Origin of the sequence: Vibrio ulleungensis (genome assembly GCF_016900875.1) — a bacterium.
Lineage (GTDB): Bacteria > Pseudomonadota > Gammaproteobacteria > Enterobacterales > Vibrionaceae > Vibrio > Vibrio ulleungensis.
On record NZ_JAFEUM010000001.1, the window covers coordinates 118,873 to 140,442 of the forward strand.

Sequence of the window (21,570 nt, forward strand, 5' to 3'; positions counted from 1 at the left end):
AGGGGATTTTGCTAGCCAACACAGCGTTGTTTTAACAGGCCGTGTATCTTGTATCACCACCAGCGACTTAGAAGAATCCCAGCGGATTAATGTCGTAACTGACCAACAGGTTCTTAGTGTTTTGATAGTGGTCTAGCATCATTTTGTGCGTCTCACGGCCGATGCCCGATTTTTTGTAGCCACCAAATGCAGCATGAGCAGGGTAAGCGTGATAACAGTTAACCCAAATTCGCCCCGCCTCTATCTTGCGTCCCATGCGATAGGCAAGGTTGGCATCTCGCGTCCACAAGCCAGCGCCCAATCCATACTCAGTATCGTTTGCAATCGCTAGTGCCTCAGCTTCATCTTTGAACTTAGTAATAGCGATGACTGGGCCAAATATCTCTTCTTGGAAGACGCGCATTTTATTGTTGCCTTCCAATAACGTTGGCTGAATGTAATATCCAGTTGAGAAATCATCACTTTGCTGCGCGATTTCGCCACCAAACACCACTTTAGCCCCTTCTTGGCGACCAATTTCTAGGTAGCTTAAAATACGATCAAACTGCCCTTGAGAGACCTGAGCGCCGACTTGAGTATTCATGTCTAACGGGTTTCCCTGAACAATGGACTTAGCGCGCTCGGCTAACAGGGCTACAAACTTGTCGTAGACCGACTCGTGGACTAGTACGCGAGATGGACAGGTACAGACTTCTCCCTGGTTAAAAAACGCCAAAAGAGTGCCTTCGATGCATTTATCTAAGTATTCATCTTCATGATCAAAAATATCTGGGAAGTAGACATTGGGAGATTTTCCGCCCAACTCAACCGTTGATGGTATCAAACTGTTTGCGGCGCATTTTAAGATGTGCTGACCAATTTCCGTCGAACCAGTAAATGCGAGCTTTGATATGCGCTCTGAAGTGGCCAATGCTTGTCCTGCCTCTTCACCAAACCCGTTAACCACACTCACAACGCCTGGTGGGATCAAGTCGCCAATTTTTTCCATTAACATCAAAATAGAGGCCGGAGTCTGCTCGGCCGGTTTTAATACCACACAACACCCTGCGGCGAGTGCAGGGGCAAGTTTCCATGCGGCCATAAGCATTGGGAAATTCCACGGAATAATCTGTCCTACAACACCAACGGGTTCTGGAAAATGATAACTTGCGGTATTCGCATCAAGCTCTGCTGCGCTGCCTTCTTGCGCTCGAATACAGCCTGCAAAATAGCGGAAATGGTCTACAACCAATGGTAAATCAGCGCCCAGCGTTTCACGTATGGGTTTGCCATTCTCCCAAGTTTCGACAATCGCCAACTCTTCAAGGTTTGCCTCTATGCGATCGGCGATTTTTAGCAAAATGTTAGAACGTTCACCCACACTAGTGTTCGCCCAACTTTCCCGCGCGGCATGCGCGGCATCAAGTGCCAGCGTGATATCCTTTTCTCCTGAGCGTGCCACTTTGCAATACGGCTGCCCATTCACCGGTGACGGATTATCAAAGTATTGCCCTTCGACGGGTTTAACCCACTCTCCACCAATAAAGTTGTCATAATGGCTTTTGAAACTAACGTTAGAGTCCGCCGATCCAGGTTGTGCGTATATCATAATCAATCCTTTTGTTTCAGTTATATTGGAATCTCTTATTTTTATGCTTGTCCCTAAGCTAAGTTTCTAAACAGAAATTTGACCTGTTCACAATGACTCTAGGGACACACTGGTTAAGGCAAAAAGTTGGCCAACTACGTAAAACTTGCCGCAATAAAGATGTAACACTATGATTACCATTCATTAACAACATGAAATTAAAGCCTGTCCCAATCTCTCGATACTGCCGTTTAAAAACGAGGTGTTCATATTTGGTACAGCACAATGTGAACAAATGGAACAGTTATGCTCTCATCAAAACCCTTACTCCCTAGTTGGCTCTCCACATCTTGGGAACGCAGCGAACAGGCAGGATTAAGTCAAAGGCAACGCCCGCAAGACTTTTGCTTAAGTGGTTACGATTTAAAAGAGCGACGCCATCAACACAATGACCTAATCGATGTTGTCACTCATTCTGCCCTTCCTCTATTTTCCGAAAGGTTCGCACGCAGTGATAGCCGACTCATTTTGAGTGACCGAGACGGAGTGATCATTAGCAGTTGGGGGCAACCAAAATTTCGCGAGAAGCTTACAGGCATAGCGTTGAGTTCTGGGGCTTGCTGGAAAGAGAGTCTAAAAGGGACAAACGCCATCGGCACCGCGATTATTGAGCAAAAACCCATATCTGTGGTCGCGAAACAGCACTATATTTTGCGGCATCGATTTATTAGCTGCTCAGCATGCCCGATTTTTGATACGAACGGAGACTTGTTGGGCGTACTCGATATTACTAGCGAGCAAAAAGAGCACGATTTACATACCCAACTTTTAGTCCAGACCCTTGTACAACTGATCGAGAATCAACTACTCGAACGTTTACCCAGTGCTCACACGCGCCTTGAGTTTGATGCCGAAGAGGGAGAATTCTGCAGCTGGAAAGGCATAGTGATCACCGATGAGGATGGCCAGGTTGTGGGCTACAACCACGCAGCACAAAGTTTAATGGGACCAAATATTGAGTCATTGCCGTTGGACGTTCTTATGGACAAATCGGTCAGGCATCAATCGTTATTAACCCCTAATACGCCAGTTCAACACCGCGTGCCAAGCTCTCTCAACTCAACGCTACACCATGGTGATGAGTGCGTTGAACTATGCTGGCAGCAATCGTTAAAGGTTTTGGATAAAGACATTCCTATTCTTTTGCTCGGTGAGACGGGAGTCGGTAAAAATGAATTTGTGAAAGCGCTGCATAATGTCAGTCAGCGGCGCCAATCCCCGCTTGTTTCTGTTAACTGTGGTGCACTTCCACACGAACTCATCGAGTCTGAACTGTTTGGCTATGCAGCGGGTGCTTTTACTGGCGCGAACCCTAAAGGCTACATTGGAAAGTTTCGTCAAGCCCATAAAGGGACATTATTTTTGGACGAAATAGGTGATCTTCCCATCAGCGCTCAAACTCGATTGCTGCATGTTTTACAAGATAAGCAAGTATCACCAGTGGGTGCTGTTGAAAGTCACGCAATTGACGTACAGATAGTGGCAGCAACACATGTAGACCTACAACAACTGGTGGCGCAAGGAAAATTTCGACACGATCTCTATTACCGATTACAGGGGTTGTTTGTTGCTCTTCCTAGCCTTTCACAGCGCCAAGACAAAGTGGTATTAGTACACAATATTCATCGCAAATACGCTCAAACTAACCAGAATATAGCGCCTGAATTGCAGCAGCTACTCACCCATTATTCGTGGCCAGGAAATCTACGGGAATTAGATAACGTTCTTAAAGTTGCCTGCGCCTTAGCCGGTAATTCGCAAGAGCTCTCCCTAGAGCACATTCCACAACATACTCTCTCGCAAATGCAATCACAGACTGTGCATAGCTCCGCTTCAATAACTCTGAATGAACAAGGAAATTCAGCCTTGAGCGCAGCCGATGTTAACAATGTCGGTGGGCTGGATGATTCAGTAAATGAACTGCTGCTGCGCACATTTCATGACAATCACGGAAATGTAAGCCAAACGGCTCGCAAGCTAAAGATCAGTCGTAATACTCTGTATCGCAAGCTGCGTACACTTGGAGTAAAAGACTAGTTTAGTATGCCCGATTGTTGAGGTGATCAAACTGCCCCGTTTGTAAAAAATGCATGGTTTGATAGGCCACGTCGGGGTCGTAAGGCATATCTATATGCGTGACATCCAGCGCAATAAAGTCTTGCATACCCGAGATCTGCGAGGACTCTAAAGAGACCAAACCATCATTTACACCGTCAAAATAGCGATCTGTGGTGAAGTTACTGCTGGTACCTGCAATGGCCCCCAGGGTATAGGTTGGTGGTGGTAGTTGGTTACCTAAGCTACGGTCTCCTGTTACCAGTGATTGGCTTACTCCCCCTGCAACCTCAATCAGCACGCCACCATCAAATTTGTCTGCGACTTCACTGCCATGATGTGGAGTCCCTAATGTGACAACGCGACCTAGGCTATCATCGCCAACAACATTAGGGTGCTCTGCCAAATAACTGCGTATGACTAAGCCGCCTAAAGAGTGCCCCACAAAGTGAACTTTGCGCTCAGATAAAATGCACTTATCAATTTTCTCAGACGTCTCTTCAACCATGCTGTCAACACCTTTACCTATGGTGCGGTAATCAATGTTGCACACATCATAGCCCTGAACTTGCAAGCGCACCTTTAGCTGCCGCATATTGGCAGCGCCACGCCCTAACCCATGGATTAATACTACTGACTCGTCCTCAACTGTGTGCAGTACAGGAAAGGGATCTGGATAGATCAAGCCACAACCAGTCAACGTTAGAGCCACCAGCACTAAGCTCGTTTTAGCGAATGATTTGATGTTATTAAAGCCCATAGTTTAATCAATTAACGATCCACACACGTCTGATCGTACCAGTTTATTTGGAAATTGAAACACGTAAAAACCCGAGTATTACTCTGTTTTTATCGGCGTAAACGCACAGCCAACTAAGCCCGCCTAACCACGTTGGTTTAACACAATAAAAACAGCGATATAGCACCTTGAAAGCGGAGAACAGTTTGCAACAAACGATCGCGAGATCTATAGTGTTTTCTATATAATCCGTCTCAGTTAGACATGACTTTTTAGCAAGGATTGAAAATAACTCATGAATATCGACCATTTACGCCTCTTTATCCGCTTAGCGTCGACACATAATATTAGCCAAGCAGGTGCTGAGTTAGGACTGTCACCCGCGGTCGCAAGCGCTCACATTAATAAGCTGGAAGAGTCGGTTGGCGTTAGACTGGTGCACCGAACGACACGCAAAGTCTCACTGACTCAAGAAGGCGAAGCGTTCTTACCTCAAGCAGAAAACGTGGTGGACGCCGTCGATATTGCAAAACAATCCGTGGGGGGTAAAAGCGCCCTTCCTAGTGGAGTACTGCGTGTGACTGCACCCTCTTCGTTTGGGCGTATGCACTTAATCCCAGCGATGAAATCCTTTACTGAGCAGTATCCTGAGTTGAGTGTCGACCTTCGTTTTTCGGACTCAATCGTTGATCTCGTTGATGGCGGATTCGATGTGGCTATCCGCAATGCCGAGTTAAAGGATTCGAGCCTGATTGCCAAAAAGCTCGCCAGTGATCGGCGTATTATTTGCGCCTCTCCCGCATACCTAAAGCAGTACGGCACGCCGAAGCACCCCAATGATCTAAAAGACCATCAATGCATTAATATTATCGGGATCGAAAACTGGCTATTTAATGTTGACGACAAAGTTATCGACATCAAAACAAGAGGAAAAATTCGAACCGATAACGGAGATGCCATTCGAGAGTTATGTGTTGCAGGACATGGTATCACCATGAATTCTATGTGGAGCGTATATCAACAAATTAAAAGCGGCGAGTTAATAGAAATCTTAACCGACACCCCTTACAAATCGGATACCGCAATTTGGGTTTTATATCCAAGCTCGCGTTTTGTCGCACCCAAAGTTCGCGCCTTTATCGACTTTTTCTCAGATTACTTTGGTGAGCCACCTTACTGGGATCACTAATAGGCAACGGTGCTGGCCAATATCATGCCAGCGCCCAGTTTATTACCACGCGAATGTCTGAATCACATTCTCTTGAGCGCCCGGTTTTTTGGCGATCGCTTCGTTCACATGTTTTAAGAAAAATGGCTTTGATTCTGGAAACATGCCGCGCATTTGGATCATATTATTGCCATGATCTCCCCAATAGACGGTATTGAAATTCATGTTCTCAAGCAGGTACTTTTCTTCCTCTAGCAGCTGCATTTCAGTAGGAAGTACAAACTCTCCCGCGTTCACCTCACGTTCAAGCTCGGAGCCAGGTTGCACAGCCAAAGCCATAGGGGCGATCTGCTCTGGTTGCATTTGGTTAAGCAAGTCTACTGTCGCTTCAATATGTTGTTGCGAACGATAGCGCCCACCCAAACCAAAGATAAACGACTGCAGCACTTCAATGCCGGCTTCTTTCGCCATTAAAGCGCCTTCTACTGCTTGGCTTGGTGTGAGATGTTTCTTAATGCGCTTAAGAACAACTTCGTCACCAGACTCTAAACCTGAATACGCAGTATCAAGACCCGCTTGTTTCAACTCAACCAGCTCTGACACACTTTTACGACGAAAGTCATTTAACCCGCTATACATGGCCAAATGCTCAAGCTCAGGAAATGTGTGCTTAATTTTGTCGATCACCTTTAGAAGAAAGTCGGTTCGCGCCGCCAACACATTGCCATCGATTAAGAAAATGGACTTCACCACAGGATACATTCTTCGTGTTTGCTCAATGTCTGCGAACACGTCCTCGATATCTCGAACTTTAAATCGTTTATCGTCAAACATGGTACAGAAGGTACAGGTATTAATACTGCAGCCCAACGTGGTCTGAATAAGGACACTATTCGCTTCCATCCAAGGGCGATATACTTTTCCGACAAATTGCATACTTCAACTCCCAGCGACCTTTGCCCTATTTCCTTAAGGCAAGATCAACACACATTAACGGTGCATCATGACCACCGTCTTATCGTGAAGAGAGCTTAACAATCTCGCGCAATATTGATAATGGAGGCTAAACTACAATCAGTTTATCGAAATTATTGATAATGATTGGCAAGTGGTTAAACACAATAATAGAAAAAACTAACGCTGAGTTGATTAGGCTATTTACCTCGAGCCTTTGAAATGAAGCCCACAACAACAAAGCAGATCGCACCCAAAATCATGCCACTGACTAAATGGATCATTGTGGCACCAATACTTTCCCAAAATAGATCGACGCTCGGAATGTGATTGAAGGTATCAACTTGCGCTTCACTGAGGTGCTCAAGCCAAGGCAGCGCATGAGCAATAATGCCGCCACCCACTAAGAACATGGCGATGGTGCCTACCACGCCTAGTGTTTTCATTAGCCACGGAGCAAAACTAAGCAGTCCCATACCCAACTTTTTGCGCAGTGGTCGCGAGTTGGGGTTATTGTTTAGTAGCCATAGTCCTACGTCATCAATTTTGACGATCAACGCAACCAAGCCATACACGCCGACCGTCACCAGTAAGGCGACTAGGCTCAGAGATACGGCCTGCATAGTAAGTGTTTGAGATACCATTGTACCCAATGCGATGACCACGATTTCTGCCGATAAGATAAAATCTGTACGTATCGCGCCTTTGATTTTATTAGCCTCAAAACTGGCCATCTCACTGTCGCTCATCGCTGCAATGGGATCAGTTTGCGAGTCAGTTGGCGCATTTCGGTGAGTCCACCAATGATGAATTTTTTCAAACCCTTCGTAACACAAAAATGCCCCACCTAAGGTGAGCAGCGGCGTGATAAGCCAAGGAACAAACAGACTGATCAACAGTGCTGCGGGAACTAGGATCACTTTGTTTAACAGCGACCCTTTCGCCACAGCCCACACAATGGGCAGCTCTCGCTCTGTAGATACTCCACTCACTTGCTCAGCGTTGACCGCAAGATCGTCACCCAATACACCCGCGGTTTTTTTGACCGCAACCTTAGACATAACCGCTACATCATCCATTAACGCCGCAATATCGTCGATCAGTGTCAGTAAACTGGCTCCAGCCATAATTGGGTCCTTGTGTGGTTAAGCGAAGATTCGCTTATGATCAGTCTAGGATATTTCCAGCTAATGGTCGGTCTTTAAAATAATAAGCTTTATCGTGCTCATCAATGGCCCTAACGACCTTGCAAGGGCTTCCTACGGCCACAACATTGGCTGGGATGTCTTTGGTCACCACGCTTCCAGCGCCAATCACACTGTTTTCGCCAATGGTCACGCCGGGTAAAACCACCGAATTTGCGCCAATCCATACATTCGCTTTAATGTGAACGGGGATATTAAACTGCGCTACGCGGCGGCGAAGTGAAGGTTCGATGGGATGCCCTGCGGTTGCAATGGTGACATTAGGGCCGATCATAACGTGATCACCGATATAAATGTGAGTGTCATCGACTAAGGTTAAATTGAAGTTTGCATACACATTGTTTCCCAAGTGTGTGTAACGCCCCCAATTAGCCTGAAGAGGTGGCTCTATGTAACACCCTTTACCAACGTCTGCGAACAGTACTTTCATCATCTGCTGGCGTTTGTCGTATTCACTGGGCCGTGTATGATTAAAATCGTACAGCAACTCCAAGCATTTGGTTTGTTCTGTTTCTAACCCTTCGTCATAAAAATAGACTTGTTGACTGTGTAATTTGTCTTCGAGATCCATGCTGATTCCACACCGTAATTTTGTAGAGGGTTATCATACTGGCATTGGCAAAAAACATGCGATGTAGAGTTCAAACTTTTGGACGAATTTACACTGTAAAAAATGCGCTTAGTCGAGAAACGTCCAACTGTCGGCGCCATCAAAATGACGAATTCTAAGCTTATTGTGAAGTCCGCTGTCGATCATTCTATAATTGACGGCAACACGAGAGTCGGGGCCTGTGTTAACAGAAGTATAATGCGTTAAACAGCCACACTGTCTGCAGTGTACAAACGCGATCATTCTGTCTCCATGTGTATAGGACTGAACGCCCATACTGCCAACCGATATCGTAAGGTCTTTTTCAGTAAAATAGCCCCAGCGTGCTCCATATCGAAAACAGATCGAACAATTACACTCGGTTGCGGTATCTGTCAGCTTTGGAAGCACAATCTGTACATTGCCACAGTGGCAGCTTGCTTGAATCACACTAAATCCCTCACTCAAAATTAATGGATCTACAAAATATGGGTATCAATCACTTCAAAAATGGAATCAACGATGATCGGCAGATTGTTTCTTACTGAGGTCGCACCAAACACTGAACGCGCGTGTACCCCTTTGGCACCAAAAACCTCTACCATTAAGTCGGAGCATCCATCCAGCACTTTAGGGTGTTGGTCAAACTCAGGTGTTGCGTTTACAAACCCTTGGAGCTTTATCACTCGGCAAACTTTGTTCAGACTGCCCAACTCGTATTGCACCGTCGATAAAATATCTAACCCTGCTTGCCGGGCAAATTGATACCCTTCATCAACCCCATACTCGTTCCCCAATTTACCTTTAGGGGGTATATTTCCTGCTGTAATTGGCCCCTTGCCAGAGACATACAATAGATTTCCGGTGCGCACGCAATTTCGATAACTTCCTTGCGGTTCGCTAACAGGGGGTAACACTATATTCAGTTGCTTAAGTTTGACTTCGATATCCATGATCATCCCTTAGTGTCGTCGCAATAGCGTGGTAGCAAAGACAGGTGAAAAACCCATCAGCGACTAGAATACCTGTATTACCTCACTAAGGATTATCGAATCAGAGACAGTGGCGCATTCTACTTATAAGTTTCCTTTTGCATGCCTGTATAAGCCTAGCCAGGGCTTACGTTTTCTCGATACACAAAGGCGCAATCTGTTTTTTTATATCCGCTATAGATTGAACACCTAAGCCACTACTGCTCCAACCAAACTTATCGCCGTGATAACGTGGAAAAAGGTGCAAGTGATAGTGCGTCAACTCATTAAACGCACCGTTATTTTGAATAAAAGAGATCCCGTCGGGCTGATAGTGCTCCATCACCCGTGCATACAGTAACTTGGCAACTCGTTGAATTTCTGAATCTACGTGAGTTGGTAAATCCATCAATGATTCGTAAGGCTCCACGGGGCAAATCAGTAAATGACCATGGTTAATAGGATCGTGGTCCGCAAAAGCAATCACTAAATCAGATCGATAGACTACCGCTGCGTCTATTCGACCTTCACAAATATCTTGAACAATTGTTGTTTTCAAAAGAGCTCCTTATCCGTCCGTATCATCGGTCTCTTTATCTTACAGTAGGATTTCCAAATACCTCTAAAGTATTAGTTTATAATTTTCATAGGGTTACAATTCATATCAACTTTATTAGCTGTATAACTCCCTCAAAAGATTGTCAGCACAGTGTCAGAAAACATTACGATCGCATATTAGAAAGCCATATAAAACGTTTTAAATCAATAGCTTAAAAAGTGGATCGAGTTTTGCTTAATAGAGTAATGAAAAGGGTGGATTTGCTGTGACAACCCTTGAAATGGAAATGAAGCAACACGCTATTTTGATTTAAATGTATAGGAGTAAGGACACATGAAACATCCTTTATTAAACAAGTCGCTGATTGGGTTATCCGCTCTGCTTTGCGGATTTAATGCTCAGGCGCTTTTACTCGACTTCACGGACGGTTCGTTGATCGATCAGGGTAATAATACTTATTACTTTTCTAACGGTGCTTTAGTAGACCCATTTGAATTTCAAGTGGTGTTTGACGTTACACCAGACGATCTAACCGCTACAACCTATGATGGTGGCGTTAATGCTGACTATTGTGCCGATGATGGTGGCGCACTTGCCTGTGACATCGATGGTTTTGGTATCGTGGATGACGAAGTATCTACCAACGAATCTATGACCATTTCGTTTTTTGATATGGAAGGAGACGCGATCGCTGGCTACCTAGAAAGTATTGTACTTGTCGATCTTTTCCCACAAGACACTTGTGGCGTTGTGCAAGATGACTCAGCAACCTACTCACTATCGGATATAAATGGCACTTCATTCTTCACTAGTGATTGTATTACTGCCCCTAGCACAGTCAATGGCGGCTTCTATACCATTGATGTGAGTATGGATTATGTATCTTCAATCGAACTACTTGGTGATGACTTTGCATTAGGTGCACTGTATGTCGGTGGTGATTCTTTTGGTACTTTCTCTCCACCAGTACTTGTTCCAGAGCCAGCTAGTTTAGCTCTATTTGGTCTTGGGTTATTTGGTCTAGGCGTTGCGAGACGTCGTAACAAATAACAATCGCTCTGCGAATAAAAAATGGGATAAACGAATGTTTATCCCATTTTTATTTGCATCTAAAAATACTAGCTTCTTTGCTTGATAAAAAGCTCAAGAGCACTAAATACTGAACCACTGGTCGCGGTATTTTGCGCATCGCTGTGAGGTAATGAGAACTTACCAAGATCATTGTCAAAATAAAGGCCGTTGGCCGCCGAAAACTCGTCGCTAAGTGCAGCGCGACACAGAATATCAGCACCAATCGACAAATCACCACCCGCCACACCATAGGCATCTTTTACCATTTTACTGCCAAGAAACGACGCCGGGTTTACCGCAACAAATATTGGCCCTTCAGGGTGACGCTTAGCCATTTCCTGAGTCCACATTAGAATGGCGAGTTTACTTTGAGCATAAGCTGCATTATCAGAAAGGGTTGGCGAGCCGGTCAACGCTGACAGATCGACACTGGCTTGTGCGGCCGATGATAAATTGACCACTCTCCCGGATTGGTTTAATAGAGGTAAAAGCTCTTGGGTCAATATTAGCGGCGCGATAGTGTTGACCACAAACCGAGCATCCAAACCGTCCACGGTTTTAGGATCAGCCATACTAAACACACCCGCGTTATTAATGATCACATCAAGCTTGCCATGCAATTGGGCCACTTGAGTGGCCAGCTGGGAAGCTTCGGCTAATTTTGATAAATCGGCTATAAAACCCTCAACAGGCCCAGCTCCCGGTAGCGCCGATACAGTATCGACCACTTGCTGGAGCTTGTTTTGGTTACGTCCATGCAGGAGTAATTGATGACCTTGCGCAGCCAACTGTTTTGCGGTTTGCAATCCAATGCCGTCAGTTGCACCTGTGAGCAGTATGATTTTCTTCATAAATGGGCCTTGATCATTATTAAGTCAGTGGCCCTAGTATAGGAGGTTTACAGCAATCACCAAGCGCTCAACCCACAAAACAGTTTCAACAATTTATTGATAATTAACGGGTAATGCTACTATCAAAAGAAGTCAGATCCAGCGATAGCAATAAACTGTCTTGATGCTGTATCCCGTGCTCAAAAATGGCGTCACGGTAATGATCAATGAAGTAGTTCTTTCTCACCTCGGTAACTCTAAATCCTGCACGTTGATACAGTGTCAGCGGATACCCAAAGGTCCCTGTGGTAAGGTTTAGGGTTTTCCACTCCTTAGTTTTGGCCTGTTCAATGACATAATCTAACAAGCGACGACCTATACCTTGTTGCTGGAAATCCGGCCTTACAGAAATATTCTTCAGTTCACCCAACTCTGAAGAGTGAGCACTAACAACACATGCCGCGACGATATTCCGTTCGCCACGTTGGTGAGCAATGGCAACAAAACCAAAGCCCGTTTCTTGGTATGACTGGATACTTTCTATATTGGGATCAGCGATCAGTAGTAAGTCGGTTGGGATAGTGAAAGGCTCTATTTTCTCCATCGTCACCGTCAGCTCAAAAAAATGCTCTGCCAGACTGGGATCCACTGTAGTGATATTTTTGGTTTCGTCTGCAGTTGGTGCCGTAAAATAGGCACTCATAGTTTCGAACATTTCTGGCACGTCGAAACGTCTGCGATCTGGCTGCTCTGCGCGCCGTATCGACAGTCTATGCAAGCACTCCTGATCACTCGTGATCATCCAATAGAGTTGGTGAGTGGCTTGGCAAGCCAGAGCAAGACCCAATAGCCACGCTCGCTGCTTAGGTGTGTTGGCAGGAAAGTCCATCACCACATCAACGCCGCTTCGCAGCGACTGCGTGACTAACATTGCCACCAACGGCTTTATACGCTCACTGTAATGGGCATAGTCTTTAATGGTTTTTACATCACCAGGAAAACACTCGGCTAACCATTCATCTTCACTTAGCCGTAACGCTTGGTATTGAGCGGCAATTTGGTGCGAAAATGTTGTCTTTCCTGACGCCATTTTTCCACACAACAAATGAAGTGTTCCTAAACTTTTTGTTGCCGTTGAAGTAGTCATATGTGACCTCGCTGGGCGTTAATCTCGCAGATTGGCTGCCACGGTTTTGGGCATGAAGTGCCCACAAACAGCTTGCGTCGCAACAGTCGGCTGATCCCAAGCTTCACAATAGTCTGTTTGAGCCTGTTTGCTTCGCGTAAATTGTCGGCACTGGCCGCAACGCGGTGTTGAAGGTGTTTTCTTCATCTAACTCACCACTTCAGTCTGGATATTTATCGCATCGTGACGCCAGTATTCGACGCTGCACCCAATGAGGCTGTGCTGCTGATCATACATATGGCGCATAATTTTTATCGCGATGGCACCGTCGGTTGCATTTAACGCTGCCGCGATGTCACCAATGAGTGAGGTTACAGAGATCCTATATTGAATTTTAGAAATACTCACACTAAACGACTCGTTCAATGCACTACTGACCGACGTTGCAAAGTCACTGTCCAGTAAATTGGGAGCAAAGCGCGGTACGATCATACTCGTGACGTGGCACACGGGTCTGTGCTCGAGTTGGCGAACGCGCGTGATCGTAAACAGATCACTAAAAGGAGGCAGGGTCATTAGCCTACTCGCCTCTTTTGTCGCTAAAGCGCTTTTTGCCGTTAAAAGCTGATGAGTTGCTACTCGCTGTTGCTGTTGCGCTCGCTCCACAAATCCAATCATCAAACTTGGATCGTATATCATAGGCGTTGGTGCAATGAACCACCCTCGTCGGTCTTCACGATACAGTTTTCCGTCCGCCTCTAAGAGTGCTAATGCTTCGCGCAAGGTCACTCTTGTGGTATCAAAAAGCTCGGCAAGTTTTCGTTCTGAAGGCAGTTTCTGTCGTGCTTCTAACTGACCCGACTCAATTTGCTCTAATATTGCTTGCTGGATGGATAAATACTGCACGTAACAGACCTAAGCCTCTACATTGGCTAAAAATGAGTTCTAGTGTAACTCAGAATGGCTCCATAATTAGAGCGTAATCTCTTGCGCTGCATCACAGTCTAATCGCAGATAAGCTCTTTACAACCTCATACCTTCACCCTAAAATAAACAAATGTTTGATTGGCGGACAAATGTTTATGACCAATAGAGAACAACAAATACTCGAAATACTGCGACACAACCCATTAATCCCCCAGCAAGAGCTTGCTGATCTATTAGGGTTAAGTCGCAGCGCGGTTGCTGGACACATTATGCAGTTAACCCGCAAGGGCTACATTCAAGGAAAGGGCTATATTATCGCTCCGGATCGTTATGCCGTTGTCATTGGTGGCGCTAATATCGATTTGTGTGGTCACTCATCCAACCCCATCGTCCTACAAGACTCAAACCCAGGACACCTAGACGCGAGCGCCGGTGGTGTGGGACGTAATATTGCCGAAAATTTGTCACGACTTGGATCAACAGTCGAATTTATCGGTGCGTTTGGAGGAGACAGTTGGGGACAAGACTTAAAAGACTCTTGCCACCAATGCGGCATTGGTACGGATCATTCGTTATACAAAAATGACGCGAAAACCAGTAGCTACTTGTCGATACTCGATGACCAGGGCGAGCTGTTAGTCGCTCTCAACGACATGCAGCTTATCGAAAGTTTAAACGCCAATGAATTATCAAAACGTGCAGGTGTCATCGACCGAGCCAGCGTACTCGTTTTAGATGCCAATCTCCCGGAAGATGCGTTGAACTACTTGTTTACACGCCATGGTGCCAAGCCTATTTTTGTCGATCCTGTATCTTCAATTAAAGCATCAAAGCTTATCCCTTATATAGACAAAATCGACTGCCTGAAACCCAATAGTCTTGAAGCTAAAATCTTGGCTGGTGTTGATATCGATGCCGACATTGAACCATCACAGTTGGCCAAGTCACTGCACGATAAAGGTGTACCGCAAGTGGCAATCAGTCTCGGAAGCCAAGGGGTATTGGCCAGTAGCCCATATGAACAACATGTAGTACCAGCCATTCCAACTCAGGTTAACAATGTGACCGGAGCCGGTGATGCCATGATGGCTGGTTTGATCCATTCTTATTTGAACAATCGCAACTGGGTGGAAAGTGTGGAATTTGCCATAGGTGCATCACACCTCGCCATTACAGTATCCGAAACCATTAATAAACAACTGACAGAGCAGGCCGTGTTGGATCTGCTAGAGGAGTCTCCACAATGCTAGACCAATACCTAGATATTCAACCTGAAGTCGCACAAGCGTTAGCTAATAATCAACCTGTTGTCGCGTTGGAGTCGACCATTATTTCTCACGGGATGCCTTACCCACGTAATGTTGAAACCGCATTGCTTGTAGAAGACACCATTCGTGCTGAAGGCGCTATTCCAGCAACCATCGCAATCATTGAAGGTCGTTTAAAGGTTGGGTTGTCAAAAGACCAAATCGAATACCTTGGTAAAGCTGGCACTGCTGTCACTAAAGTAAGTCGCCGTGATATTCCTTTTATGGTGGCAGGTAAAAAAGATGGTGCGACGACGGTAGCCGCGACCATGATTTTAGCCGCAATGGCGGGCGTTCGCGTCTTTGCCACTGGTGGTATTGGTGGTGTGCACCGTGGCGCTCAAGAAAGTTTTGACATCTCTGCAGACCTGCAAGAGCTTGCCAATACTGACGTTGCTGTAATCTGTGCCGGTGCAAAATCAATTCTTGACCTATCACTCACGCGCGAATATCTAGAAACTCAAGGCGTGCCAATCATTGGTTACCAAACCGACTCGCTACCAGCTTTCTACACACGTGAAAGTGAGCACAGCATTGACTACCGTTTAGACTCGGCGCAAGAGATTGCTCTGGCACTACGCGCTAAATGGGGTATGGCACTAAGAGGCGGTGTTGTCGTCGCAAACCCAATCCCAACCGAGTTTGCAATGCCTGTTGAAACGATCACTGGCGCTATCGATCAAGCTCTCGCTGAAGCTGACGAGCAAGGTATTGCGGGTAAAGATTCGACACCATTTTTGCTGGCTCGAGTGTGTGAGCTAACAGGTGGCAACAGCCTAGATTCCAACATTGAGTTGGTGCTTAACAATGCACGCCTAGGCGCAAACATCGCCAAAGAGTACTGCGCAATCTAATTTTAGCCAATATCAAGCTAAATACATTAAGGCCATTAGCAATGCTAATGGCCTTTTTTATTTCGCTAGTGTCACATCGGTAAAGACGAAGCCGTCTCTATTTACTTGCTCACCCACTTGTATTGAAAGGGGCGCGTTAAACATGGGTCCATCGAACACAAACGTATGAAACTCGCCATTTTCCCCGCATGGATCGCACTCTTCGGGTAACGAATCTAACAACTTTTTGTCGTACAGTGCACCCGAGAAGCTCGCATCAATCTGCTTACTGTCCACACAAGTCAAAACGGTCTTCACCCCTTGATCAATAAGTCGCAGTGAGAGCTCTGCCGTCGGGGTCAACCACAGTGGAAACAGCGCCTCAATGCCGGTGCCCGAAAGCTGCGCTACCCGATAGTCACGTACCGACTCTAAGAAAAGATCGCCAAACGCAAACGCATCAACCTTATGCTGCTGAGCATGTTCAACAAACTCGCCCATAATGCGTTGGTAGTCATCGTTGGTGCAGGGGTCTGGAAGGTCAATAATAGTGATAGGTAGCCCCAATGCTTTAGCTTGCTGCTGTAAAAGCGCGACTCGAACCCCGTGCATAGCCACTCTTTCGTGCTGCTGATTTATGGTACAAAACAGACGTTCTACATCAAGCGAAGGGTCCTGTTGCATCTGCCACAGAGCCCAAGCGCTATCTTTTCCACTACTCCACGAGAGCCATACCTTTTTGGTCATTTTGTGACACCTTTAGCTTGTTTTGGTTTCAGATTACATGAAGGCAATGACGAAGCGCAAATAACGCATCATTCACCGCTCAACAATTTCAGTTATTTGAACCCTGTGGTAGCATGTTAGCTGCAGCTAATATAGAGTCGCATGGAACTTACAGCAGGTACTTTAATGGCAACACTTCCCCCAAGGCACGATCATTTGCAGGTCAACTTTTGCAAAACGGTCGGTTGTGAAAATTTTGCGTGCAGCGACGAAGAGCGGTATGTCATTCAATATCTCAACCCTCAACGTCCCGCAATTGTATGCAAAAAATGTGGTGCATTTCCGCCACTGCTGAGTAATCAGTTAATTCATGACGAATGGCGTCGCCTACGCAAACACGAATCCGATGGACTGCCTGCCTGCAGAAATATTGAGTGTAAAAACCTTGGCCTGTCTATCTATCATCATAAACATCTTTATCATGCGTTTGGGTACTCAGGCGAGCGCCAACGATACCGCTGTAAAGCCTGTCAATCCACCTTTGTGGACAAATGGTCAGGTGAGAACAAAAAGCTCGATATCCAAGAGCAATTATTAGCACTGCTTTTTACCGGATATTCAGTACAAGAGATTTGCTCTAAACTTGGAATAAATCCAAAAACGTTTTACGACCACATTAACCAAATCGCCAGCCGATGCCGTAAAAAACAGGCTTTGTTCGATATGCGATGGTTTGGTCAAGTCGAACAGTATCAACTGGCCACTCACCACCAAGCACTGCAGCCTCAAAGCCACAATGGCGTCCAGTGGTTAGTCACCGCCGAGCCCCAAAGCGGCTATGTGGTGAGCCAACACGTAAGCTACGACGAAGCCGACGTATCGGCCAGCCAAGATTTTGATTCGCACATATCTGAGCCATTCACGCCAAATCGTTATGTAGAAAGTAGCTTCCTTGCAGACATTGGTAAATCGTCGCAGCACGACAACCTGACTCTACGAGAACGAATCGATGCTAAGTACCAGAATATTTTGGCGCGTAACAACGTTGAAGATCCTCTAGGCAATTACCACCAGCTGCATCACCCAAAAAAAGGACGTCTGGTGTTTCCGCCGTACACCAGTTATGCGCATTTCTATAATTTGAAATTGCAATGCGATCCCAAAAAGCCTTTGATCATGTACCTCACGCAAGAGCCGTTACTTCGCTCTGCGGTGATCAGCATTTATCAAGATCGCATCAACGATCACAGCATGCATCTACTGTATGTCGATGAGCCGTACCTTTGGAATAAACACCAGAGCCACGGAAAGATAGATATTGTGCACATGGGCTGGTGGCAAGATCGCTGGGCTATTTCTTCACAGACGCACCGTGATTCGAATCAAGATATCGAAAAAGGCATTTGCTATATTGCTGGCCCAACATCGGACCCCGACTATTGGTTATCGCACGCCTCAATCAATGCTGTTCATAAATACCAAGCAAAGTTTCAGGCTCATTTTGCGTCATTCATAAACGAACCTAGACGCAAGGCAAGACCCGCTGGGATTATTCCGCTATTGGATATTTTTAGAGCTTGGAATAACTTGTGCAGTCAAAACAAACAAGGACAAACACCGGCTATGAAACAAGGGCTTATCCATCACCCGCTGTCTTTAAGACAGTTACTTGCATAGCCAACTAACCGTCATTTATTCGGTATAGTTATTGCATTAAGTTGCCAATTGTTTCGAAATAACAGTGTTGTACGGCAATAATTGACCATTTCTAGATGGTAAATGGTATAGCAGTCCGTATAATAGGGGATTCTTTAAGGAAGAGGATGATGTTGGATAAACCACAAAAGCAGATCGATTCAGAACTGAGTGTTCTGCGCACCACGATCCTCGATCACCCCTTAAGAACGGCTGAACAAACTCAGCAAGTATTGCTGCGCGCTGAAAAATACTATTACCCGCGCGGCATTATCTTGGCGAAAGTGATCCTTGCACATTGTCATTGGAACAACATGAGCTATGGCAAGGGACTAAAAGTGGCCACTGAAGCTGGTCAGGTACAAGATATGCTGGACAGTGATGAGTTTTCATCCGAAATCAATCATTTAAAAGCTCTCAACCACTTTGGCAAGGCCGAATACTTCATCGCACAGCACCACTGGAATATCGCCCTAGAACAAGCGGCGCTCAACAGTGATTCTCACATAGAGCTTGAGGCCATTGTTGGGCTTGGCAATGCATGGCGTCTGACTAATGAAACCATTTTGTCAGGGACTGCTCACCAACTCGCTATCGATCTTGCGAATTACCAGCATCTACTAATTTTAGAAAAGAAATCACGAATTTTATTAGCCAAAGATCTTTATCAACAAGGTGATTACCTAAACATGTTGATGGAGCTTGATGCGGCGGAAGAGCTTGCGGTCGAGCATATAGACTATACGTGGCAAGCAGAGATCAGCAATTATCGAGCGATGGCGATGCTGGAGCTCAACAGGTTACTAGACGCTGATGTCGCCACGCAAGAGACTTTAGAGCTTTGCCAGCGCTTCGATTTAACGTGGATGAGTGCACCTGCTCATGTCGCGCGAGCGCGATTTTATCTCAGTCAGCACCAGTACGAAAAAGTCGACCATCATTTGTCAATTGCAGAGCGCATTGCTGTTACTTTTGACAATGGTGAAATCTTAGCTGAGATCTTTTTACGCCGTTCTCAATCTTCCGAAGAGCAAGGCAAATATGAACAAGCTCTCGAGGCTCACAAGCAGTATCGAGAGTACAGCCTCAGAAAATACGCCAATTACACTGCCAGCTTCACACACGGTAAAGCGCATTGGTCAAAGAGCCAGCTTGATCAACGCTCTTTAAAGCTGCTGCATCGTTTGCGTCAATTGCTCGATAGCACCAAACGAAACAACAACGGTGCGCTCGTTCCAGAAACCAGTTGGTGGGAGAAGCTGATCCTGTTTAAAACACAGCTCAATAGCAGCACCCACAGTGTCATATTGATTAAGTGCAACGATGCGAAGGTCGTGGAACGTACGACTCAATTTATCAATAGTATTGCAAGCCCCGACGATTACTTAGCGATGCTCAATGACGAGTATCTTGGGTGGCTCATTGAGGAGCAAAATGAAGGTGCCAATGCCGCATTTGGGGAATTTAAGCAGCTTATCGACCATTTCCCGTGGGAGCGCCACGCTCTTCCTAGTGGCGCAATCGACGTCTCACTTCACAGTTTGACTCGCTTTCCGTTCACGCTCGAACAATTGACCCAAATGGGAGAGTAATTTTGCCTTTACAAACTCTGCTAGAGAAAATTGACCAAGCTGGTTTTTCACCAAAACAAACCGACAATACGCAGGCGCTCACTTTTTGGGATCACGTTGAACTGCATATTGCTGATAAAGGACCGGAAAAAGCACTCTGTCATCTGTTCAAAGCCGAAATTTACCTCTCCAATGGCGAACTCACTCGCAGCGTTGACGAGCTCACTCTGTCGCTTACAATGCTTGATCTACCCGCGAACTTAAGCCTATATTTCGAGATCCATCACCAACTTTATAAAGTGCTGCACACCAATAATCAATTTGAAGAGTGTTTACGCATATGCGAAGCCACGCAGGTATTGGCGTTGGAGCACGGTAATATTGATGAGTACGTATATGCAGTGTTGGGGATTGCCGTCTTAAGTACCGATGCACAGCAATACGAACAGTCTTTGCGTTACTTTAAACACATCGATTTGCTCGACGCTGCAATCGCAAGTCGTGAACTTCGTCTGCGCTACAAACTGCACAAAATCACCTGTTTGCTAGAGCTGGAGCAATTTAGTGACGCTAGCTCTCTGCTTAAGGAATGCAAAGAGCTGTCTATTTTGGTCAATGATAGAAGCCTTAAAGCCTACCTCTATTTTTTCAAAAGCAGACTGTATCGTTTACAAAAAAGAACTCAGCTAGCGCAACACCGTCTAGGCCAAGCCATCGAGCTGTCTAAAGGAAATCGAGATTTTTGGCTTAGGAGTATGATCCAACTAGAAATTGCTCAGCTGTTTTTTGATTGCGGACAAACAGAAAAGGCAGAGCTATTTCTTGCCAATATTGCTAAACGAAGCCACCGCCTAAAATCACTGCCCATTTCTCGAACGGTCAATCATCAATTGAGCCAGGTATACGCAGCGCAAGGGCAGTTCGAACCCGCATTAGCCCGACATAAAATTGCGTTTAGTAAAGATCTGCAACTGATTAAAGCGATCCCGATTTCAGAATTAGGGACAGGACAGATTGATCGCTTAACTCAGAACGAATCAAAACTACGACTCATTGTGTCCGAGCAAGAGAATCGCGAGCTCAAAGCCGAAACCAAAACACAAAAAAGCCATGTTGCTCGCTTGCAACAAGACGTGTACACCGATCCTTTGACACAGTTAAACAATCGTCGCTGGCTCGATATCAAGCTAAAAGACTTGCTGCTCAATACCACACCTTTCGCCCTGCTCATCATCGATATCGACCATTTTAAATCGATTAATGACGAGTTAAGCCACCTAGTCGGTGACAAAGCGATCACCCAAGTTGCCAGCGAGCTAAAACAACAGTTTAAGTTTAAAGGCTCTTCCACGGTGCGCTTTGGTGGTGAAGAGTTTTTGGTGCTGCTTGAGCATACTGAGTTTAAGAAAGCGCAAATGTATGCCAATAATTTCCGTCAACGAATCGCCGAATACGACTGGGAAAAAGTGCTAGGTGAGCGAGCACTTACTGTGAGCATAGGCGTTACGTTACATCGTGAGGGTGAAAATACCCAGCGGACCTTCTATCGTGCAGATAAAGCGTTATATGAAGCTAAGGCAAATGGCCGCAACCAAGTATGCTACGACCTGTAGAGCG

General features: G+C 45.7%; 21 protein-coding genes. 8 read left to right on the plus strand and 13 right to left on the minus strand.

Annotation, left to right across the window (positions count from 1 at the left end; genetic code table 11):
- Positions 1-67 precede the first annotated feature (67 nt).
- Positions 68-1,588: an acetaldehyde dehydrogenase ExaC gene (exaC, locus tag JQC93_RS00620; protein WP_205156545.1), complete on the minus strand. Its 1,521-nt coding sequence runs from the start codon at positions 1,586-1,588 to the stop codon at positions 68-70.
- Between the two features lie 285 nt (positions 1,589-1,873).
- Here exaC and JQC93_RS00625 point away from each other — a divergent pair, with 285 nt between their 5' ends.
- The gene (locus JQC93_RS00625; protein ID WP_205156546.1) at positions 1,874-3,664 is read left to right on the plus strand and encodes a sigma-54-dependent Fis family transcriptional regulator; all 1,791 of its coding nucleotides are present in this window, start codon (positions 1,874-1,876) and stop codon (positions 3,662-3,664) included.
- A 1-nt stretch (position 3,665) separates the two neighbouring features.
- Here JQC93_RS00625 and JQC93_RS00630 read toward each other — a convergent pair whose 3' ends face one another.
- Complete coding sequence (locus tag JQC93_RS00630) at positions 3,666-4,442, minus strand: alpha/beta fold hydrolase (protein WP_205156547.1); 777 nt, start codon at positions 4,440-4,442, stop codon at positions 3,666-3,668.
- Between the two features lie 274 nt (positions 4,443-4,716).
- Between JQC93_RS00630 and JQC93_RS00635 the strand changes: the two genes are divergently transcribed.
- The gene (locus tag JQC93_RS00635; protein ID WP_205156548.1) at positions 4,717-5,610 is read left to right on the plus strand and encodes a LysR family transcriptional regulator; all 894 of its coding nucleotides are present in this window, start codon (positions 4,717-4,719) and stop codon (positions 5,608-5,610) included.
- Positions 5,611-5,652: 42 nt separating this feature from the next.
- Here JQC93_RS00635 and JQC93_RS00640 read toward each other — a convergent pair whose 3' ends face one another.
- The 6 genes from JQC93_RS00640 to JQC93_RS00665 all read right to left on the minus strand — a co-directional run bounded on the left by JQC93_RS00640 (position 5,653) and on the right by JQC93_RS00665 (position 9,867).
- Complete coding sequence (locus JQC93_RS00640) at positions 5,653-6,525, minus strand: B12-binding domain-containing radical SAM protein (protein WP_205156549.1); 873 nt, start codon at positions 6,523-6,525, stop codon at positions 5,653-5,655.
- 218 nt (positions 6,526-6,743) lie between these two features.
- Positions 6,744-7,670: a DUF808 domain-containing protein gene (locus tag JQC93_RS00645; protein WP_205156550.1), complete on the minus strand. Its 927-nt coding sequence runs from the start codon at positions 7,668-7,670 to the stop codon at positions 6,744-6,746.
- Positions 7,671-7,710: 40 nt separating this feature from the next.
- Positions 7,711-8,319 carry a sugar O-acetyltransferase gene (locus JQC93_RS00650; RefSeq protein ID WP_205156551.1) on the minus strand — a complete coding sequence of 203 codons (609 nt, stop codon included), beginning with the start codon at positions 8,317-8,319 and terminating at the stop codon, positions 7,711-7,713.
- 108 nt (positions 8,320-8,427) lie between these two features.
- Entirely contained in the window at positions 8,428-8,787 is a 360-nt protein-coding gene (locus tag JQC93_RS00655) for a GFA family protein (protein ID WP_205156552.1), read from the minus strand.
- Between the two features lie 29 nt (positions 8,788-8,816).
- Positions 8,817-9,290 (minus strand): RidA family protein, encoded by a 474-nt coding sequence (locus JQC93_RS00660; RefSeq protein ID WP_205156553.1) that lies wholly within the window; start codon positions 9,288-9,290, stop codon positions 8,817-8,819.
- 166 nt (positions 9,291-9,456) lie between these two features.
- On the minus strand, positions 9,457-9,867 hold the full coding sequence (locus tag JQC93_RS00665) for an HIT family protein (protein ID WP_205156554.1): 411 nt from the start codon (positions 9,865-9,867) through the stop codon (positions 9,457-9,459).
- Positions 9,868-10,200: 333 nt separating this feature from the next.
- Here JQC93_RS00665 and JQC93_RS00670 point away from each other — a divergent pair, with 333 nt between their 5' ends.
- Positions 10,201-10,917 carry a PEP-CTERM sorting domain-containing protein gene (locus JQC93_RS00670; protein WP_205156555.1) on the plus strand — a complete coding sequence of 239 codons (717 nt, stop codon included), beginning with the start codon at positions 10,201-10,203 and terminating at the stop codon, positions 10,915-10,917.
- Positions 10,918-10,985: 68 nt separating this feature from the next.
- Here the strand turns inward: JQC93_RS00670 and JQC93_RS00675 are convergent, their stop codons facing one another.
- From JQC93_RS00675 to JQC93_RS00690, 4 genes are all read right to left on the minus strand, one after another.
- The gene (locus JQC93_RS00675) at positions 10,986-11,789 is read right to left on the minus strand and encodes an SDR family NAD(P)-dependent oxidoreductase (protein ID WP_205156556.1); all 804 of its coding nucleotides are present in this window, start codon (positions 11,787-11,789) and stop codon (positions 10,986-10,988) included.
- A gap of 103 nt (positions 11,790-11,892) precedes the next feature.
- The gene (locus tag JQC93_RS00680; RefSeq protein ID WP_205156557.1) at positions 11,893-12,915 is read right to left on the minus strand and encodes a GNAT family N-acetyltransferase; all 1,023 of its coding nucleotides are present in this window, start codon (positions 12,913-12,915) and stop codon (positions 11,893-11,895) included.
- An 18-nt stretch (positions 12,916-12,933) separates the two neighbouring features.
- Positions 12,934-13,101, minus strand: a complete 168-nt coding sequence (locus JQC93_RS00685) for a hypothetical protein (protein WP_205156558.1) — start codon at positions 13,099-13,101, stop codon at positions 12,934-12,936.
- Entirely contained in the window at positions 13,102-13,800 is a 699-nt protein-coding gene (locus JQC93_RS00690) for a UTRA domain-containing protein (RefSeq protein WP_205156559.1), read from the minus strand.
- Positions 13,801-13,976: 176 nt separating this feature from the next.
- Here JQC93_RS00690 and JQC93_RS00695 point away from each other — a divergent pair, with 176 nt between their 5' ends.
- Positions 13,977-15,071, plus strand: a complete 1,095-nt coding sequence (locus JQC93_RS00695; RefSeq protein ID WP_205156560.1) for a PfkB family carbohydrate kinase — start codon at positions 13,977-13,979, stop codon at positions 15,069-15,071.
- Positions 15,065-15,982, plus strand: a complete 918-nt coding sequence (locus JQC93_RS00700; RefSeq protein WP_205156561.1) for a pseudouridine-5'-phosphate glycosidase — start codon at positions 15,065-15,067, stop codon at positions 15,980-15,982. Before JQC93_RS00695 ends, JQC93_RS00700 begins: the two co-directional genes overlap by 7 nt.
- 57 nt (positions 15,983-16,039) lie before the next feature.
- Here JQC93_RS00700 and JQC93_RS00705 read toward each other — a convergent pair whose 3' ends face one another.
- Positions 16,040-16,708, minus strand: coding sequence for an adenine nucleotide alpha hydrolase (locus tag JQC93_RS00705; protein ID WP_205156562.1), 669 nt, complete (start codon positions 16,706-16,708; stop codon positions 16,040-16,042).
- Positions 16,709-16,849: 141 nt separating this feature from the next.
- On the opposite strand from JQC93_RS00705, the gene JQC93_RS00710 reads away from it, so the two are divergent.
- From JQC93_RS00710 to JQC93_RS00720, 3 genes are all read left to right on the plus strand, one after another.
- Complete coding sequence (locus JQC93_RS00710; RefSeq protein ID WP_408068576.1) at positions 16,850-18,364, plus strand: lactate dehydrogenase; 1,515 nt, start codon at positions 16,850-16,852, stop codon at positions 18,362-18,364.
- 149 nt (positions 18,365-18,513) lie between these two features.
- Positions 18,514-19,974, plus strand: a complete 1,461-nt coding sequence (locus tag JQC93_RS00715) for a tetratricopeptide repeat protein (RefSeq protein WP_205156563.1) — start codon at positions 18,514-18,516, stop codon at positions 19,972-19,974.
- A gap of 2 nt (positions 19,975-19,976) precedes the next feature.
- Entirely contained in the window at positions 19,977-21,566 is a 1,590-nt protein-coding gene (locus JQC93_RS00720) for a GGDEF domain-containing protein (RefSeq protein WP_236009211.1), read from the plus strand.
- Positions 21,567-21,570: the final 4 nt, after the last annotated feature.

What these genes read in the sequence shown, in the direction of transcription:
- exaC (WP_205156545.1), bottom strand. Translation starts at nt 1,588, where the DNA reads ATGATATACGCACAACCTGGATCGGCGGACTCTAACGTTAGTTTCAAA.
- JQC93_RS00625 (WP_205156546.1), top strand. Translation starts at nt 1,874, where the DNA reads ATGCTCTCATCAAAACCCTTACTCCCTAGTTGGCTCTCCACATCTTGG.
- JQC93_RS00630 (WP_205156547.1), bottom strand. Translation starts at nt 4,442, where the DNA reads ATGGGCTTTAATAACATCAAATCATTCGCTAAAACGAGCTTAGTGCTG.
- JQC93_RS00635 (WP_205156548.1), top strand. Translation starts at nt 4,717, where the DNA reads ATGAATATCGACCATTTACGCCTCTTTATCCGCTTAGCGTCGACACAT.
- JQC93_RS00640 (WP_205156549.1), bottom strand. Translation starts at nt 6,525, where the DNA reads ATGCAATTTGTCGGAAAAGTATATCGCCCTTGGATGGAAGCGAATAGT.
- JQC93_RS00645 (WP_205156550.1), bottom strand. Translation starts at nt 7,670, where the DNA reads ATGGCTGGAGCCAGTTTACTGACACTGATCGACGATATTGCGGCGTTA.
- JQC93_RS00650 (WP_205156551.1), bottom strand. Translation starts at nt 8,319, where the DNA reads ATGGATCTCGAAGACAAATTACACAGTCAACAAGTCTATTTTTATGAC.
- JQC93_RS00660 (WP_205156553.1), bottom strand. Translation starts at nt 9,290, where the DNA reads ATGGATATCGAAGTCAAACTTAAGCAACTGAATATAGTGTTACCCCCT.
- JQC93_RS00670 (WP_205156555.1), top strand. Translation starts at nt 10,201, where the DNA reads ATGAAACATCCTTTATTAAACAAGTCGCTGATTGGGTTATCCGCTCTG.
- JQC93_RS00675 (WP_205156556.1), bottom strand. Translation starts at nt 11,789, where the DNA reads ATGAAGAAAATCATACTGCTCACAGGTGCAACTGACGGCATTGGATTG.
- JQC93_RS00680 (WP_205156557.1), bottom strand. Translation starts at nt 12,915, where the DNA reads ATGACTACTTCAACGGCAACAAAAAGTTTAGGAACACTTCATTTGTTG.
- JQC93_RS00685 (WP_205156558.1), bottom strand. Translation starts at nt 13,101, where the DNA reads ATGAAGAAAACACCTTCAACACCGCGTTGCGGCCAGTGCCGACAATTT.
- JQC93_RS00695 (WP_205156560.1), top strand. Translation starts at nt 13,977, where the DNA reads ATGACCAATAGAGAACAACAAATACTCGAAATACTGCGACACAACCCA.
- JQC93_RS00700 (WP_205156561.1), top strand. Translation starts at nt 15,065, where the DNA reads ATGCTAGACCAATACCTAGATATTCAACCTGAAGTCGCACAAGCGTTA.
- JQC93_RS00705 (WP_205156562.1), bottom strand. Translation starts at nt 16,708, where the DNA reads ATGACCAAAAAGGTATGGCTCTCGTGGAGTAGTGGAAAAGATAGCGCT.
- JQC93_RS00710 (WP_408068576.1), top strand. Translation starts at nt 16,850, where the DNA reads ATGGAACTTACAGCAGGTACTTTAATGGCAACACTTCCCCCAAGGCAC.
- JQC93_RS00715 (WP_205156563.1), top strand. Translation starts at nt 18,514, where the DNA reads ATGTTGGATAAACCACAAAAGCAGATCGATTCAGAACTGAGTGTTCTG.